Origin of the sequence: Paenibacillus sp. PsM32, assembly GCF_030433815.1 — a bacterium.
GTDB lineage: Bacteria > Bacillota > Bacilli > Paenibacillales > Paenibacillaceae > Saccharibacillus > Saccharibacillus kyungheensis.
In genome coordinates this window covers 22,863-39,553 of the sequence record NZ_JARUWY010000018.1, presented here as the reverse complement: position 1 = coordinate 39,553, position 16,691 = coordinate 22,863, and the positions used below count along the sequence as shown (strand labels likewise).

The following is a 16,691-nucleotide window of genomic DNA, read 5'->3' as shown; positions in this document are numbered from 1 at the left end:
TAGACAGACAAGTAGGTTCTAGGTCAGTAGAAGATTGCTACTTAGAGAGTTTGTGAAAAATATCCCGTACTACAGTATAAGTTGTGTCTAATTTGTGATCAATGTTCAACCAATAATGTACACAATCCTATAGTCACTTGTCAATCAGTGAATTAGAGCAGGAATTTCACGATACACAAAAAAGCCCGAAGATCATAATGATCTTCGGGCTTTGATATTTGTTGCATCTGTCGTATTGATTAAGAAGTAGGTGTGCTTCCACCTGTTCCATTTGGTCCACGATCTTCGCCAGGGCCATTGGTAGGGCTGTTCGGAATATCTCCGTCTTTACCTAATCCAGGTGTAGATGGAGTGTTATCTTTTTCCAAACTTAAAGAACCACCGATTGTATCTACAGTAGGTTCGCCACCTTCTGGTGTTTCCCCTGAACCGCTTGTATTACCATCGCCATTTGTATCACTTAAAGATCCAGTTTCAATCAATTCTTTGATTTGTTCTAGATCCAATGTTTCTACTTCAAGCAATGTTTGAGCGATCAAATGCATTTCTCTTGAATGTTTTTGCAATAATTCGCGACAACGTTCGTAAGATTCCGTAATAAAACGGTGCATTTCTTGATCGATCTCATAAGCAATTTTATCACTATAGTTTTGCTCGTGTCCGATATCACGACCCAAGAATACTTGACCTTGAGCAGTACCGAATTGCATCGGTCCAAGCTTCTCACTCATACCGTATTCAACGATCATGCTACGTACGATACTTGTTGCTTGTTGGAAATCACTATATGCTCCAGTACCAATCTCGCCGATAAATAATTCTTCAGCAACACGTCCACCAAGCAATCCAGTAACTTTATCCAACAATTCCTGTTTCGTTACAAGCATACGGTCTTCTTTAGGAAGCATAATAACATACCCGCCAGCACGTCCACGCGGTACGATGGTTACTTTGTGTACCATATCCGCATGCTCCAAGAAATAACCGACAATCGTATGACCCGCTTCATGATAAGCAACGATGCGTTTTTCACGATCACTAATAACACGACTACGTTTTTCTGTACCTACGATGATACGGTCAATCGCTTCATCAACCTCAGTCATCGAAATATCACGACGATTACGACGCGCAGCAAGCAATGCTGCTTCGTTCATCAAGTTCTCCAGATCTGCACCTGTAAAACCTGTTGTACGTTTCGCAATTGTATCCAATCTTACGTTAGACGTAAGTGGTTTGTTACGTGAGTGAACTTTCAGTACTGCTTCGCGACCTTTCACGTCTGGACGATCAACCGTAATTTGACGGTCAAAACGACCTGGACGTAACAATGCAGGATCCAAAATATCCGGACGGTTGGTTGCAGCTACGATAATAATACCTTCGTTCGCTCCAAAACCATCCATTTCAACAAGGAGTTGGTTCAACGTTTGTTCACGTTCGTCATGACCGCCACCAAGACCTGCGCCCCGTTGACGACCGACTGCATCAATCTCATCGATGAAAATAATACATGGTGCATTTTTCTTCGCATTTTCAAACAAATCACGTACACGCGACGCACCGACACCGACAAACATTTCCACGAAATCAGAACCGGAAATGCTGAAGAATGGAACGCCTGCTTCTCCTGCTACTGCACGAGCAAGCAATGTTTTACCTGTACCCGGAGGACCTACAAGAAGTACCCCTTTAGGAATACGAGCTCCAACTGCGTTAAACTTACGTGGATCTTTAAGGAAATCAACAACTTCGACGAGTTCTTGTTTCTCTTCGTCAGCCCCTGCTACATCCTCAAATGTAATTTTTTTCTTCTCTTCGTTATACAAGCGAGCACGACTCTTACCAAAGTTCATCACTTTGCCGCCGCCACCCTGAGCTTGATTGAAAAGGAAGAAGAATAGAATAAACATGATCACAAGCGGTATCATCGAAGTGATAAATGACAACCAAATACTGTCGCCTTCCATCGGCTTGATGGTTACTTGTGTACCCCCATTGTCACTAGCTGTTTCGATCTCGTTGATCGCCGCATCAGTGGCAGGGATGTAAGAAGAAAACGCATTAGATTTAGCATCTGCTGGTTTATTTTTGTATTCACCTGTAACCAAATAGGCATAGTTATCAAACTGAACCGTAACAGAGGAGACATTACCAGCAGCAAGTGCTGCTTTAAGCTGATCATATCTTGGATTATCGGTAGCTTCACTTCCGTCACTAACGTAACGAACAATGCCCACCACGACTAAAAAAAGAATTAAATAGAAACCCGAATTCCGGATGAACCGATTCATCCCCTACCTCCTCTCGAGACACTTAAATTATTTTACCATAGCAAGACTTACGTTCTCAATAGAGCTCGAAGTCAAATAACAGATATTACGGTGTCGGACAATATATGGACACTTGGATATGCCTGTTATCAGAGCATAGGTAATTAGTTTGAATAAATTGCCGGCTTTAAAATCCCAATGTAGGGTAGATTCCGGTATTTCTCAGCATAGTCTAGACCGTATCCAACGATAAAAGCATCCGGAATAACAAACCCGGTATAATCTGCTTCTAAGTCGACCGTTCTGCCTGCTGGCTTATCGAAAAGAGTAACTACACGTACGCTACTAGCACTACGACCGCGCAATACCTCCATAAGGTAACTAAGCGTGAGTCCACTGTCAATAATGTCTTCTACAATCAGTACGTCTCGACCTTCTACAGAAACGTCTAGATCTTTAATGATTTTGACAACGCCGGATGATTTGGTAGATGCTCCATAACTGGATACCGCCATAAAATCAATCTCAAGCGGTACATCGATCCGCTTAACCAGATCCGCCATAAATACAAAAGCACCTTTTAATACACAAATCACAAGCGGGTTGCGACCCTTGTAATCTTCACTTAGCTTATTGCCAAGTTCTAAAATCTTCTGTTGAATCTCTTCTTCACTGATGAGTACTTCTTCAATGTCATTGCGCAACTTGGTTGAACCTCCTACATTATACTTATCAAGCCGAATCGACGATAATCAAACATTTTCTTCAGTTTTTATTCGCCTCATATGTACTACACAAGAAGTACCCGGGTGTATCAAGGCTGATCCCGAACGTCGAATTCCTGGAATCCATAGCACTTGACCGTGCACATCAGCCACTAAAGGCAAAGTATTACGCTGAGATAATGGTATTTTCTCATCGATAAAAAGATTTTTAACTTTCTTGGTACCACCTTTTTCGTTCAGTTTGAACACATCGCCTGGACGGCGAGAACGCAAACAAAGCGGAAAAGTCAGTAAATCCGCATCAAACCATGCTTCTTCCAAAGAAAGTTCCATCTGATCTGAATCATTCCTACTCCATGGTAATAATCGGATATCTAATTGCTCTTTGGCAAAAGGAATAGATATCACTTCATTAGTACGCAAAATCGGAATACAATATGGTTCATAAAGCTTTGGTGTACCTCGTGTCAATTGGATATGCTGATACTCGCGGCGACAAATAACTTTATCCCCAATATCCAGACTCCAAGTCGTGAGGTCACTTTGCATAATCTGCCCCCGAACCATCTCAATTTTGGAAAAATCAAATTGTTCGTAAGATGGTGACAGATAACTCAATATTAGTTTAATCAACCTCCGTTGTAAAGCGACATGCACTTCGACGAAAGAAGCAACTTCAAATGAAAACGATCCTTCTTCTTCTTTAACCAATTCCGCGTATAACGTCCCTGTTTCCTCTTGAATATAATCATTTTCAGTTCCGACAATTTCAGCAAGCCTTCCCAGAGACGGTACAAGCTGCTCATTAAATTGCTCTAAAAATGGTAAAACATCCAGTCGAATACGGTTACGCGTATACTTGCGGTGAAGATTACTGCTATCTGTAATATACCCAAAATGGCATTCTTCACAGGCATGAATCAAGGTCGTCTTGTATATACGTAAGAACGGACGTATAAGTTCCACATTTTTTTCAGTTCTTCGCATTTTTATTCCGCTTAATCCTTCTGCCCCTGCTCCGCGCAATATTCGCATCAATACCGTCTCCGCTTGATCATCCAAATGATGAGCCAGTGCGATAGAATGTGCTGACCATTTGGTAGCGATTCGATGCAAAAAATCATACCGTAATGTACGGGCTGCTTCTTGTGGCCCTTGACCGGTTTGCTCTATATACGCAGGAGTACTGACTTCCTCCAACTCAAAAGCAATCCCTAGATCAGAAGCAATCTGCTGAACCACCTGCGCTTCTTGAGCAGACTCTTCGGGTCGAAATCCATGATTCAGGTGAGCACAGATGAGCGTCCACTGATATTCATCGGATAAAGCATACAAAACATGAAGTAGCGCCACAGAATCAGGGCCGCCTGAAACAGCGACAACTATCGTATCGCCTCTAGACCAGAGCTTCTGTTCATGTACAAGTGTTCTGACATGCTCTAGCAACGATTGCCATGTCTGTCCACTCATCGTCACTCTCTCCGTTTCTTGATCGTTTTTTACTTTTTAAAAAATAAAGCAATAAATAACGCAATACTCAAAATGATAATAGACCAGATAAACGCATTTTTTAAACGGCGGGTCACCGGATCACCATCCGTGGATTTACTACTCAAAAAGCGTGAGCCACCGACTGCTTTCCACATATGATAAGCTTCGCCGGTACTTTTAAATTCTCCACGCAAAGCGCGTTTTAACCAATCTGCATATAATGTCAATCCAGGTGTCCGATCGATCAGTGACACAAGATCAGCAACACTTCGTATTTGTGGCAATTGAGTAGCTATGATTTGTTGTAATCCCGGCTCGTTAAATAACTTGATACACATCACAGCAAAAGCAAATAGATCATACGCGTAATCCCCTGTGCGATTGCCTGCTTTCCAGAATTTGCGATCATACCATTCTGTAAATTGATGTAGACTTCGCCCTGCTTGTATCGCCCCACCATAATCGATAAGTTCTACCTGTCCTTCGTCTGTAATAATGACGTGCTCAGCTTTTAAGTCACCAAATACCCAATTGGCTTCATGCAATTCACGTAAAATATCAAGCACACCTAAGCCTGCTTTACCGAGATTTTCACTGCCTTTTGCACGAAGGAAGTTAGTTAATGTCTGACCTTTTACATATTTCATCACATAAAAAGGAATAATTAATCCGTCTTCTTCATAATCATCCGCATCATACAGATAACGATTCACCTGATTTTTTCCTGTTTCTTTCCAATGCTTATGTAAAGAAAAAAGAAGTTTGATCTCGGATTGTAACGTACGATTGTAAGTGCCCATTTTCAAAGCGTACAGATTGCCGTTCACTATAGCAGACACTAAATAAACGGTTCCATTGGTTCCGTTGCCCAGTACGCGTTGCACCATATACTGTTGTCCTCTAGTTCTTCCGCTAATCATAGTACCTGGCGGCAATTCCGAATTAGTTGATATTGACACCGGGCTTCTCCTTCTCCTCTGAGGGCAGTCTAGATTTAGTGTACCATACCTATAGCAAAAAAACCGCAGATGCCAGGGCACCTACGGTCATTATTGATATGTTCTATATGCAAGGTAAGGATTAACTACGCTTGGCACCACGGCCTCCACGCTTGGATTCCGTATTTTTTTTGAGTGAAGAAATGCGTTCCTCACTATCTTTCATGAAGCGTGTCAATTTATCATCAAACGAAGGCTTGCCAACTGCTGGCTTGTTGAAAGAACGACCTCCACGATCACCGCCACCGCCGCGATTAAATCCGCCGCCGCCTCCAGAACGCTCTCCGCCATCTCTACCGCCGCCACCGCTGTTGCGTTGCTCAAAGCTACGCTCTGGACGAGGTGGTCTAGAAGATGGTGCTGGTTCTGCTGGTTTGTCAACTGCTTGTTTGATCGAAAGTCCGATTTTACCGTCTTTGTCTACATTGATGACTTTAACAGTAACGACGTCGCCCATTTTAAGATGGTCATTAACGTCTTTTACATAGTTGTCGGCAATTTCCGAGATGTGAACAAGACCAGTGACACCTCCCGACAAATCTACAAATGCTCCAAAGTGTGTTATTCCTGTCACTTTGCCTTCTAACTTGGTGCCCACTTCAATTGCCATAGAGTAAAATAATCCTCCCTTAAAATATACAGTAAAATCCCTTACGGATTACAATCTGCGTTGATTAAATTATAACGGAAGCCGAAAATAAGGTCAACTCACTAATACTCAGTTTTACGACTTATTTCACTTCATTATTCATTTACTGTCTGTTGCCTCTGTTGCCCAAATCGGTGTTTCGCCTGGTAAATACATACCATATTGCTTACGAGCGACTTGTCCGATATATTCCGGGTCTTCCAATCGCTTCACTTCACTTTGCGATTGAGCAAATGCTGCATCTGCTTGTTGCTTCTGTACTTGATGCTGAGTGAGTTCTTCTTTTTTCTCCGCTAAATGTATAGATTGCATAATGAACGTATACATCGCCCAGCCTAGGAATAACACCATGAAAAGCATCCAAATCCGTAGCCGTCTGCGCGCCCCATTGTTTCCCTGAGATGACTGATTATTTGTTTTGTAGTTACCGCTTCGAATCGGCGTAGGTTTTGAGTTCATTGGGTTGCCTCCTTGATGGTCTGTCGTCATTACATCGCTAACATTACATTTTAATTAACATTACCACAAAATAACGATTTGTAACACTTTGTCGACAAATTAAAAGAAAAAACAAAAAAGGCTGTCTCCAAGTCCGAAGACGTGAAGACAACCTTTTTCAATAACAAGCAACCTGTGTATGATTGGATATTCACCAACGTTAATCTCTAGAAAAAATATCATCCTGTCTTACGATAGGCTCTTCTTTGAGCAATGTATACATCGTTGCTGCTTCTTCTTTGCGCGTACTATCCGCCAAACGTTCTACTTGTACAGTGACTAGCTTTTGTCCAAACTGAACGGTAATCTCGTCACCGACTTTGAGCGTAGCACTAGGCTTGGCTTCACGTCCATTCAACAGGACTCGTCCCTGCTCGGACACATCTTTTGCCACAGTACGGCGCTTGATCAGTCTCGATACTTTCAGGAATTTGTCCAGACGCATTAGTTTACCGCTTCTTTAAGCTTGTTACCTGCTTTGAATGCAGGAACATTGGATTCCGCAATGTTGATTTCTTCACCTGTTTGCGGGTTGCGTCCGGTACGAGCTGCACGTTTGCGAGTTTCAAACGTACCAAAACCGATCAATTGAACTTTATCGCCTTTTGTTAATGCATCTGTGATTTCACCAAGGAAACCGTTCAATACTGTTTCAACGTCTCTTTTTGTCAATCCGCTGCTTGTGGAAATGTTGTTAATCAAGTCTGTTTTATTCATTATTCAAAGCCTCCCAAATATTCAAAGAAATATAGCTGCGTTATTCAGATTGTCTATTGATGCACAATATGTTTACGCAAAGTTGCTTGCCTACAGTATATTACATTCTTCATGACATCCCAAATTCCTCTATGTTTACTGGAGTAATTGGTGCCATAAGCATCATAGCATACCGTAAGCGTGTGCTTCAACGCTGCTAGAAAGATCATAACATAAGAACGTATGCTCTGCTTATTTTTTTCGAAATAATTGAATTACTGTTTATTTTGTAATTTGGCTTCATCCCATAGCTGATCGAGTTCTACCAAAGACATAGACAGAATATCTTTACCCTGCGTGTGTAATGACTGTTCGATATATTGAAATCTGTGTTTGAATTTGCGATTAACCAGTGCTAGCGATTGCTCGGGATCGGCATTGATAAAGCGAGCAATATTGACTGCACAGAAAAGCACATCGCCTAACTCCAATTGCTGATCCAGTGCATCATGACCTTCACGTACAGCTTCTTTCAGCTCTAGCAATTCTTCATCCATTTTGGCAAAAGCGCCTTCGATATTTTCCCAATCAAAGCCCACTTTTGCTGCTTTTTTCTGGATTTTGTAAGCTGTTAGTAGTGCAGGCAGATCCCGCGGAACACCGTCTAAAAGAGAAGCTGTAGCATCTAACGTACCTTTGAGTTTTTTCTCTTCGGCTTTCATAGCATCCCAATTTTGGAGAGCAGTCTGTGCGTCATTGGCTTCGCGGTCACCGAATACATGCGGATGACGGAAGATCAGCTTTTGATTCAGACTTTCAATCACATCATAGACCGTAAAAGCTCCTGTTTCTTCTTCGATTTGAGCATGCAGCATAATTTGCAACAATACATCGCCCAATTCTTCTTGCATATGTTCTGGATCATCATCGTCTATTGTTTCCAGTACTTCATACGTTTCTTCGATAAAATTCTGACGAAGCGATTGGTGTGTCTGCTCTTGATCCCACGGACACCCACCCGGACTACGCAAAATTCCTACAATCTCATGCAGACGAGCAAATGTACGATTACGAATCTGTTCATCTTCTGTACGAGGTACATAGATCAGCGATAAATTGCCATAATTTTCAGTACGATCTAATTCATATACAGGTGTGCGTTCGATGATTTCTTTGCCTTGCACTCCTAGATAATGACACACGATCACTTCAAAATCGTCTGGATACAGCTCCATCAAACTTAATTTCACATCGGAAGCTGTAAACGTATCATAGACTTGCCCAATTACCGTATGAAGCTGAGGTTGAAGCAATTGAGCATTAAGCTGAGCCGCATCGAGCAACTGAAACCCTTCGATAGGATCAAATCCCAGACGGGTAAATGCTTCATCCAAAAAGCTTTCCCCACCTAGTACATTTACAGTGATATTCAGTGCTTGTCCTTGTTCACGCAAAATCTGAACTGTTTTCTCAGCGACCATCGGATGACCGGGTACAGCATAGATAATTTCTTCTGTATCTAGCCCTTCCACTGCTGCTTGTAACAATCGATTGGCAATCTCCGCATACACTTCTGGAAATGAATTTTTCGATTCATATACCTCATCAAATGTTACAAAATCAGCTTCTAACGCTTCTAATGCTGGATGATCTTTGGTACGAACAAATAGCTTTTCAGCTTGTTCCAATTTACGAAAAATACCGACTGTTAATTGATCTACATCTCCAGAACCGAGTCCTACTATTGTAATTTGTGCACTCATATTTGTCCTCCTAACCATTGGTATATCAACTGTATATTGTTATGAAATTAATTTGAATTTTTGCAGTAATTTAGCTAATTTCTTACCTATTTTCGGCAAAGCAATAATCTCTGCGGTAGTCATAATTTTCAATTGGAATATACCACCTGCAAATACAATTGCACCGATAACTACTCCGCCTAATGTGATCAGAGACGCTTGAATACGTCCATCCAGTCCCCAGCGATCGAATACATATTCAGCCCCGAACATCCATGCAATAACAGCGCCAGACATTACCATAACCAAAAATAGAGGCTTGAACAAATCTTGCTTCCATGTCACTTGTAGACGGGTTAATCGTATCAATAACCATGTATTTAAAACAGCAGCTACCGCATAACCAATAATGCCGGCAAATGCAGCACCTGTAATACCGAAATAAGGAACCAATACAATATTAAGCACTGCTTTGACGACAGTCGCAAGTAACAAATGTACTGCTGGAGCTTTGACAGAGCCCATTCCTTGTAATAACGCTGCTGTTACGATCGACACAGTAGCTCCTACGCCTGTAAAAGCTAACCAGCGCATCGCTTCACTACCTGCATCGTCTTGATACAACATAATATCTAGTGGAACAGCTAGTACCGCTACACCAGCTGAAGCGGCAAGCCCAAGCAACCAAAACCAGCTTAGTGCTTGACGACTCTGTGATTGCACCAGATCCATTCGGTCACGTACTCTAGCATCTGCCAGTGCAGGAATAAACAATACAGATAAGGATGTAGCTAGCATCGACATCAACTGTACTAACGGCATTCCTCGATTGTATATCCCGAATTGTACCATAGCCTCTGCTTCACTCCAGCCAATTCCTTTCAATAGACGTGGAACTGTAAATGTATCTACCAGACTAATTAAAGGCGCCGATAATGATCCCAAGCAGATCGGTAGTGCATAGAGTGATAATGCTTTGAGCAAAGGAAGTACAGGCTCATGAACGCTATTTGGTATCGAAGATGGCGATAATCTCACCGCTGATTTTTGACGATAAATCCACCAGTAGATCAACATCACCAATAAACCAGCAGCTCCACCTGCGGCAGAACCAAATGTAGCACCCGCCGCAATCCAATCGTCTGCGGCTCCATTGCCGTCTAACATCAGCAGTAAAATAACCATCGCAGCTACACGAATGGTCTGCTCAGCGACCTGAGAGACGGCTGTAGGGATCATATTATGCATTCCCTGAAAATATCCTCTTAACCCCGCCATAATCGGCACTAGCGGCAAAGCTAGCGCTGAACTACGTATAGCGGCTTCCGTATGACGATTATCGATCCAGTCTGCCAGTAAAGGTGCTCCTATGTACATCAGAATGCCGCCTACTACGCCTAGAACAATCAGCATCACAGATGAGATTGTTAAAACACGCCTTGCCCCTTCTTCATTACCAGCTGCGATCCGTTCAGCTACAAATTTGGAAACAGCTGCTGGAAAGCCAGCGGTAGCGACAAGAAGAACTAGCGTATAAAAAGGATACACCGCATTATAAATACCGAATACTCCATCTCCTCCGATATTCTGCAACGGTATTTTTTGGATCGTACCGATTAATTTAGATAACACAGCTGCCAATGCTAATATAAATGCTCCTTTAAGCATACGCGAAGATGGAGAGGATTCTTTCATATGCACGGTGCTCCTTTCTAGCCAGTAGTGGCATTCTTTTTTCGGAATAAATTACACAAAAATAGCGCGGAGACTCCGCGCTATTTGTTTTACCCATTCAATCTACTTTTTGCTATAAAAGCCAATCAGTCATCAAATATTATTTACTGCTCTCTGCTGGTGCTTCTGTAGAAGTACCTTCTGTTGCAGGTGCAGTTGTTGTTGGAGCTGTTGTTCCCTCTGTAGCTGGCGCTGTTGTACCTTCTGTCGGCGCTGTAGCAGCTGGAGCTGTTTCAGATTTAGGTAGATTTTTCTTCGTAATCATACCTGGTACTTCTTTAGACATATATTCGCTGAATTTTTGAGAAGCAATTTGAGATTTGATTGTTTCTTTTTCTTCAGCCGTTAGATCAGCAAATGCTTTTTCTGTACGAGCTTCTACTTTAATAACATGGTAACCGTAATCTGTTTTCACTGGATCACCGATCACACCGATTTTTTGTTCCAATACTGCATTTTTGAAGCCTTCAACCCAGTTTCCGACTTTTTCATTTTCGTAAAGACCACCTTTGTCTTTAGAACCTGCATCATCAGAATATTTTTTAGCGATTGTTGCAAAGTCTGCTCCGCCATCTAATTTAGCTTTCACTTCTTTAGCTATTTTCAATGCTTGAGCATCTGTACGAGTTTTACCATCAGCAGTTTGTAGTCCAATCAATACGTGACGTACAGAAGCTGTTGTGTAATCTTTTTTGTTGTCATTGTAGTATTTCTCTACATCTGCATCTGTAACTTTTTCTTTCATTACTTCAGAAGCAGTCAATACACGTGTCATATAGTCTTTAACATCTTGCTCTGTCAAATTAGCTTCTTTGAGCATAGTAGCCAGTTGTTCAGGATCTACACTTGTTTTGAATTGAGCTAGTTGTTCTTCACCTTGTTTAGCACCTGCAGTTTTTGCTGCTTCGCTTGCACTGTCATCAAGAGATTTGTAAGCTATCTCTTGCTCTAGCAAAATTTCTTTATATTCGTCCATATCAAACATTTGAGCATATTGAGGAGAGAAGAATTTCATCATACTTACTTCATGATTAAATTCATTTTCAGTGATTGTACCGCCTTTATACTCGGCAACCACCGGACTTGTATCTTTCGTTTCATCATTCTTTGTTTCCGCGGTTGTTCCTTTGTTACAAGCTGCTAACAGACTGATGCACAGAATAGCAACTACTGCTAACATCGTCGTTTTCCGCGCAGCTTTTTTAATTGGCCACATCCTGTAGTTCCCCCTTTAGTTTGAATGATTCCATGATAGCCTCGAGGAATTGGCAAAGCAGTTCAAGCAGCTCGCCATCCGTTAGTCCTTTACCTTTGACTTGAATAACCATATTGGAACCCTGATTAAATTGTACACGTCTTTCGAAGCGATTGCCAACTTGGGACAGTTTGCTCAGATTGAACGCTTTTTCTTGCCCTGTATGGAACTTCAGCAACACATCGTCTCCGCGGCGCGAAATATTTTCGATACCGTAGCGTTTGCCGTACAGCTTGAGTCTTGCCACTTGTAACAACTGTAATACCGCTTCAGGCAATTCGCCAAAACGATCTAACAGTTCATCTTCAAGCTCGCTAATATCATCAAAAGCAGACAATACAGCAACTTTTTTGTAAATTTCTATTTTTTGGATACTGTCATAAATATAATCAGCTGGTAGATACGCGTCAATAGACAGATCAATAACAGTATTCCAATCGTTCGCTTTGGTATCTTCTTCGCCTAGCATTGTCACTTTACGTTTCTGAATTTCTTCAGCTAGCATTTGTGAATACAGGTCGAACCCGACCGAAGCGATAAAGCCTGATTGTTCAGCCCCTAGAAGATTACCTGCTCCACGAATCGATAGATCACGCATCGCAATTTTGAAGCCTGAACCCAGTTCTGTGAATTCTTTGATCGATTGCAGACGTTTCTCTGCTACTTCAGTTAAGACTTTATCCCGTTGGTACGTAAAATAAGCATACGCGATTCGGTTCGAACGTCCAACCCTTCCACGCAACTGATACAACTGAGAAAGCCCCATTTTATCAGCGTCATGTACAATAAGCGTATTCACGTTTGGAATATCTACGCCTGTCTCAATAATACTGGTACTTACAAGTACATCGAATTCGCCATCTAAGAAATCAAGAATTGTTTTTTCCAATTCTTGTTCAGACATTTGACCATGCCCGACAGCGACTCTTGCATCTGGAACCAGTTCAGAGATTTGAGCTGCCATTTCGTGAATCCCTTGAACTTTGTTGTAAAGGTAATAAATCTGACCACCGCGAATCAATTCGCGCTCTACAGCTTCACGAACCAATGTATAGCTATGTTCAACCACATAAGTCTGAACAGGGAAACGATTCTCTGGCGGCGTCTCAATAACAGAAAGATCACGCACACCAAGCATCGACATATGAAGCGTACGCGGAATCGGTGTCGCTGTCAGCGTTAGCACGTCTACATTGGTTTTGAGACGTTTTAACTTCTCTTTATGTGATACACCGAATCGTTGTTCTTCATCGACAATCAATAGACCGAGGTCTTTGAAAATAATATCTTGAGACAACAGACGATGGGTACCGATCACAATATCAACTGTACCTTGCTTGATGCCTTTAATCGTATCATTCTGCTCTTTACGCGTACGGAATCGACTCAATACACTAATATTAAAAGGATATTCGGCAAACCGCTCTCGGAATGTCTCATAATGCTGTTGCGCCAAAATCGTAGTCGGTACCAGAATAGCCACTTGCTTGCCTTCAATAGCAGACTTAAATGCTGCACGAATAGCCACTTCTGTTTTCCCGTATCCAACGTCACCGCAAAGCAAACGATCCATCGGACGCGTTTTTTCCATATCTTTTTTGATTTCATCAATCGCACGTAATTGATCACGAGTCTCATCATAAGGGAAAATATCTTCGAACTCTTGCTGTTCAGCCGTATCTTTTTCAAATCCATATCCAGAAGCTTCTTGACGCTCTGCATATAATTTGATGAGATCATCTGCAATATCTTGAACAGAAGAACGAACTTTACTTTTCACTCTGGTCCACTCATTACCACCAAGCTTGTAGACTTTAGGTTCTTTTTCTTCAGAGCCTACATACTTCTGGATCAGATCGATCTGTTCGATCGGTACAGACAGCTTATCGCCACCTGCATACATAATATGCATGTAATCTTTGTGAATACCAGCGACTTCAAGTGTACCGATTCCCATATATTTACCGATACCATGATTTTGGTGAACAACATAGTCACCTACTTTAAGCTCGGTATAACTACGAATTCGTTCTGCATTATCTACATTTTTGCTAACTTTGCGTACTTTACGTTGCTTTTTGGAGAACATTTCGCCTTCGGTAATAACCGCCAAATTAATCGACGGTAATTCAAATCCTGTTTGCAGACTACCATCAATCATAATAGGAGTCTCGATATCGTAATCGTCAAGAACCCGGCGCACACGCTCCATCCGTTCTTCACCATTAGCGACCATCAATACTTGAATCCCTGCTTTTTTCCAGCGTTCCATCTCAGACTTGAGCACGTTCATTTGCCCATGGAAATCCTGCATCGTACGACTGACAAAATTAACGATATTGCCTGGAAGCACATGTGGAACCTGACGTAAAAAGATCGATGTCCAGATCGTCTGGAAGCCACTGCGATACATAATATCATCTGTATCTCCAGCAAGTTCAAGTGAAGGCAAGTTTTTGCCGTTTTGCAATAAATGCATATTCCATTCTGATTCATCCCGCTCTAATTGCTTGGCTGTTTCGAGCAATCGTGCAGGTTCTTCCATAATCAGAATCGTATCTTCAGGCATGTAATTATACAAAGTGACCTGCTCTGGATAGAGCAAGCTAATGTATTTATAGATTTCCGGGAAATAGATATGTTGACGCATCAATTCAATCTCGCGACCAATTTCTTCGCGCAGACGAATTTTTGCCTGACGATCTGTCATTTTTTCGATTTGCATTTCAAGGCGAACTGAAGCTTGATCTGCCGCTTGATTCATACGATTACGGTCTGCAATAATTTCGCGGCACGGGGTAATCGTGATAGATTTCACTTTATCGATAGAACGCTGATCATCAGGATCGAAAGTACGAATCGAATCGATATCTTCATCAAATAATTCAATTCGATACGCCAAACTCGCTGTTGCAGGATAAAAGTCAATAATCCCACCACGTACGCTCATTTCACCGCGTGATTCTACACGTTCTACGCGTTCATAGCCAAGTTCAATCATACGGGTTAAAAACGTATCTAGAACCAGTGTACCGCCTTCTTGTAATTCAATTTCAGCACCTGCTAATGATTCTGGAGCAGGCACAAAGCGCCGAATACCGGAAAAAGGCACAACAACAACGCCTCTAAATCCAGCAGCACATTTCATCAATACATCAATGCGTTGTGCTAATGTCTCAGGGCTTGATATTGCTGATTCTGCGGCTACCAATTCATTAGCTGGATATAACAAAACCTGCTCAGGTGTTAGCGCTTCCTGTAAATCTTCAGCAAGCTTATGAGCAGCAAACATATTATGAGTGACGACCAATAATGGTCTTTGGACTTCTGTGAACAGACTAGCCATCATGATCTGGCGTGAAGAACCGGATAAACCGGAGATGAGTTGTTCTTTCATCCCGGACACAATACCAGATGTAACAGAACCAAAATCCTTGTCTTTGGCAAATGCTTGTATCAGAGTTTCTAACAAAACGGCACCTCACTTATCCTTAGGTAAAAACGGTAAAACGACAAATCGGATTCATCTCGATTTGCCTACAAACAACCGCCTTCTTATCTAACCTGTGTTACAGATCAGCATCAAAGGCGGTACTTATGAATTTGGGACAGTTGTCAATGTCTGTAATTGCTTATGAATTAAGGCTTATTATAGCATCAACCGTTAAATTTAGCCATCGTCTGCTCAAAGGTATGCTTTAAGCTATATTCCATCGCATTACAAGCATTTTCGATCATTTCGTCTAGCAATTCTTTTTCTTTTTTGGCAAAAGGAGAAAGTACATAATCGACAATTGCATATCCAGGTGCTGGTCTTGAAATCCCCATACGAATACGATTAAATGTCTGTGTACCTGTATGTTGAATAATCGACTTAATCCCATTATGTCCACCTGCACTACCTTGATAACGCAGACGAATCTTGCCTGTTTCGGTATCCATATCATCATAGACGACAATAAGATCTTCCAGCGGTACTTTATAATAATCCATATATCCTCTGATCGCTTCACCCGACAAATTCATATAGGTCATAGGTTTAATTAAAACGACTTTGACACCATCAATATGTCCTTCACCGATCAGTGATTTACTTTTAGCTTGATTAATAGCAATCCCGTGACGATCTGCTAAGCGATCCAATGCCATAAAACCAACATTATGACGGGTTTTGGCATACTCAGATCCGGGATTGCCCAAACCTACAATCCATTTCATTGGTACATATCCTCTTTTCTTTGAAAATATACAATCATCCAAAATGTAAAGGTTGCTATATTATCGTGCAGTCACTAACATTTTTTGCTAAAATCAAATTATTGAATACGTATCATACTTTTGATACTTATCTGCAAATGATCAACTTCACGACTAACCAGTATAGAGAGGGGGATTCAGCATGTACACCTTTGGGCAGCAATTGCTGAAAAACCGTCATTTTTATGATCATTTTAAGCAGGAAGTGCCTGTGCAGATTTATCGTCGTGATATTCCTGTCGATATCGGAATGATTACGGCGTATGATCACCAGTTTATCGAGGTGAATCGTGTATTGTATCATCGGCAACGTCATGTGTTTCTTTCAAGACCCGGGTATTAATAGATACGCCGATAAGGGTTACTCGCCTCA

General features: G+C 41.7%; 14 protein-coding genes. 1 reads left to right on the top strand and 13 read right to left on the bottom strand.

Going from position 1 to position 16,691, the window contains the following annotated elements; translation table 11 throughout:
* Positions 1-239: 239 nt before the first annotated feature.
* The 13 genes from ftsH to pth form a co-directional block, all read right to left on the bottom strand.
* Complete coding sequence (gene ftsH / locus QCD85_RS22070) at positions 240-2,294, bottom strand: ATP-dependent zinc metalloprotease FtsH (protein ID WP_273614328.1); 2,055 nt, start codon at positions 2,292-2,294, stop codon at positions 240-242.
* A gap of 143 nt (positions 2,295-2,437) precedes the next feature.
* Positions 2,438-2,977 (bottom strand): hypoxanthine phosphoribosyltransferase, encoded by a 540-nt coding sequence (gene hpt, locus QCD85_RS22065; protein WP_273614327.1) that lies wholly within the window; start codon positions 2,975-2,977, stop codon positions 2,438-2,440.
* A gap of 48 nt (positions 2,978-3,025) precedes the next feature.
* A complete protein-coding gene (gene tilS, locus QCD85_RS22060) occupies positions 3,026-4,468 on the bottom strand; it encodes a tRNA lysidine(34) synthetase TilS (protein WP_301263888.1) in 1,443 nt (480 codons plus the stop codon).
* 29 nt (positions 4,469-4,497) lie between these two features.
* Positions 4,498-5,448 (bottom strand): protein kinase domain-containing protein, encoded by a 951-nt coding sequence (locus tag QCD85_RS22055; RefSeq protein WP_301263887.1) that lies wholly within the window; start codon positions 5,446-5,448, stop codon positions 4,498-4,500.
* Positions 5,449-5,569: 121 nt separating this feature from the next.
* A complete protein-coding gene (locus QCD85_RS22050) occupies positions 5,570-6,097 on the bottom strand; it encodes a S1 domain-containing RNA-binding protein (protein ID WP_204827308.1) in 528 nt (175 codons plus the stop codon).
* A 138-nt stretch (positions 6,098-6,235) separates the two neighbouring features.
* A complete protein-coding gene (locus tag QCD85_RS22045) occupies positions 6,236-6,595 on the bottom strand; it encodes an FtsB family cell division protein (RefSeq protein WP_273614324.1) in 360 nt (119 codons plus the stop codon).
* Between the two features lie 199 nt (positions 6,596-6,794).
* On the bottom strand, positions 6,795-7,079 hold the full coding sequence (locus QCD85_RS22040) for an RNA-binding S4 domain-containing protein (RefSeq protein ID WP_274171321.1): 285 nt from the start codon (positions 7,077-7,079) through the stop codon (positions 6,795-6,797).
* Positions 7,079-7,351, bottom strand: coding sequence for an HU family DNA-binding protein (locus tag QCD85_RS22035; RefSeq protein WP_204827305.1), 273 nt, complete (start codon positions 7,349-7,351; stop codon positions 7,079-7,081). Before QCD85_RS22035 ends, QCD85_RS22040 begins: the two co-directional genes overlap by 1 nt.
* Positions 7,352-7,605: 254 nt before the next feature.
* A complete protein-coding gene (mazG, locus tag QCD85_RS22030) occupies positions 7,606-9,093 on the bottom strand; it encodes a nucleoside triphosphate pyrophosphohydrolase (protein WP_301263886.1) in 1,488 nt (495 codons plus the stop codon).
* Between the two features lie 39 nt (positions 9,094-9,132).
* On the bottom strand, positions 9,133-10,767 hold the full coding sequence (locus QCD85_RS22025) for a putative polysaccharide biosynthesis protein (protein WP_301263885.1): 1,635 nt from the start codon (positions 10,765-10,767) through the stop codon (positions 9,133-9,135).
* A gap of 139 nt (positions 10,768-10,906) precedes the next feature.
* Positions 10,907-12,022 carry a peptidylprolyl isomerase gene (locus QCD85_RS22020; protein WP_301263884.1) on the bottom strand — a complete coding sequence of 372 codons (1,116 nt, stop codon included), beginning with the start codon at positions 12,020-12,022 and terminating at the stop codon, positions 10,907-10,909.
* Positions 12,009-15,533 carry a transcription-repair coupling factor gene (mfd, locus tag QCD85_RS22015; RefSeq protein ID WP_301263883.1) on the bottom strand — a complete coding sequence of 1,175 codons (3,525 nt, stop codon included), beginning with the start codon at positions 15,531-15,533 and terminating at the stop codon, positions 12,009-12,011. Before mfd ends, QCD85_RS22020 begins: the two co-directional genes overlap by 14 nt.
* A 185-nt stretch (positions 15,534-15,718) precedes the next feature.
* A complete protein-coding gene (gene pth / locus QCD85_RS22010) occupies positions 15,719-16,279 on the bottom strand; it encodes an aminoacyl-tRNA hydrolase (protein WP_273614317.1) in 561 nt (186 codons plus the stop codon).
* Positions 16,280-16,460: 181 nt separating this feature from the next.
* Here pth and QCD85_RS22005 point away from each other — a divergent pair, with 181 nt between their 5' ends.
* Entirely contained in the window at positions 16,461-16,661 is a 201-nt protein-coding gene (locus QCD85_RS22005) for a hypothetical protein (protein WP_069326071.1), read from the top strand.
* Positions 16,662-16,691 lie beyond the last annotated feature (30 nt).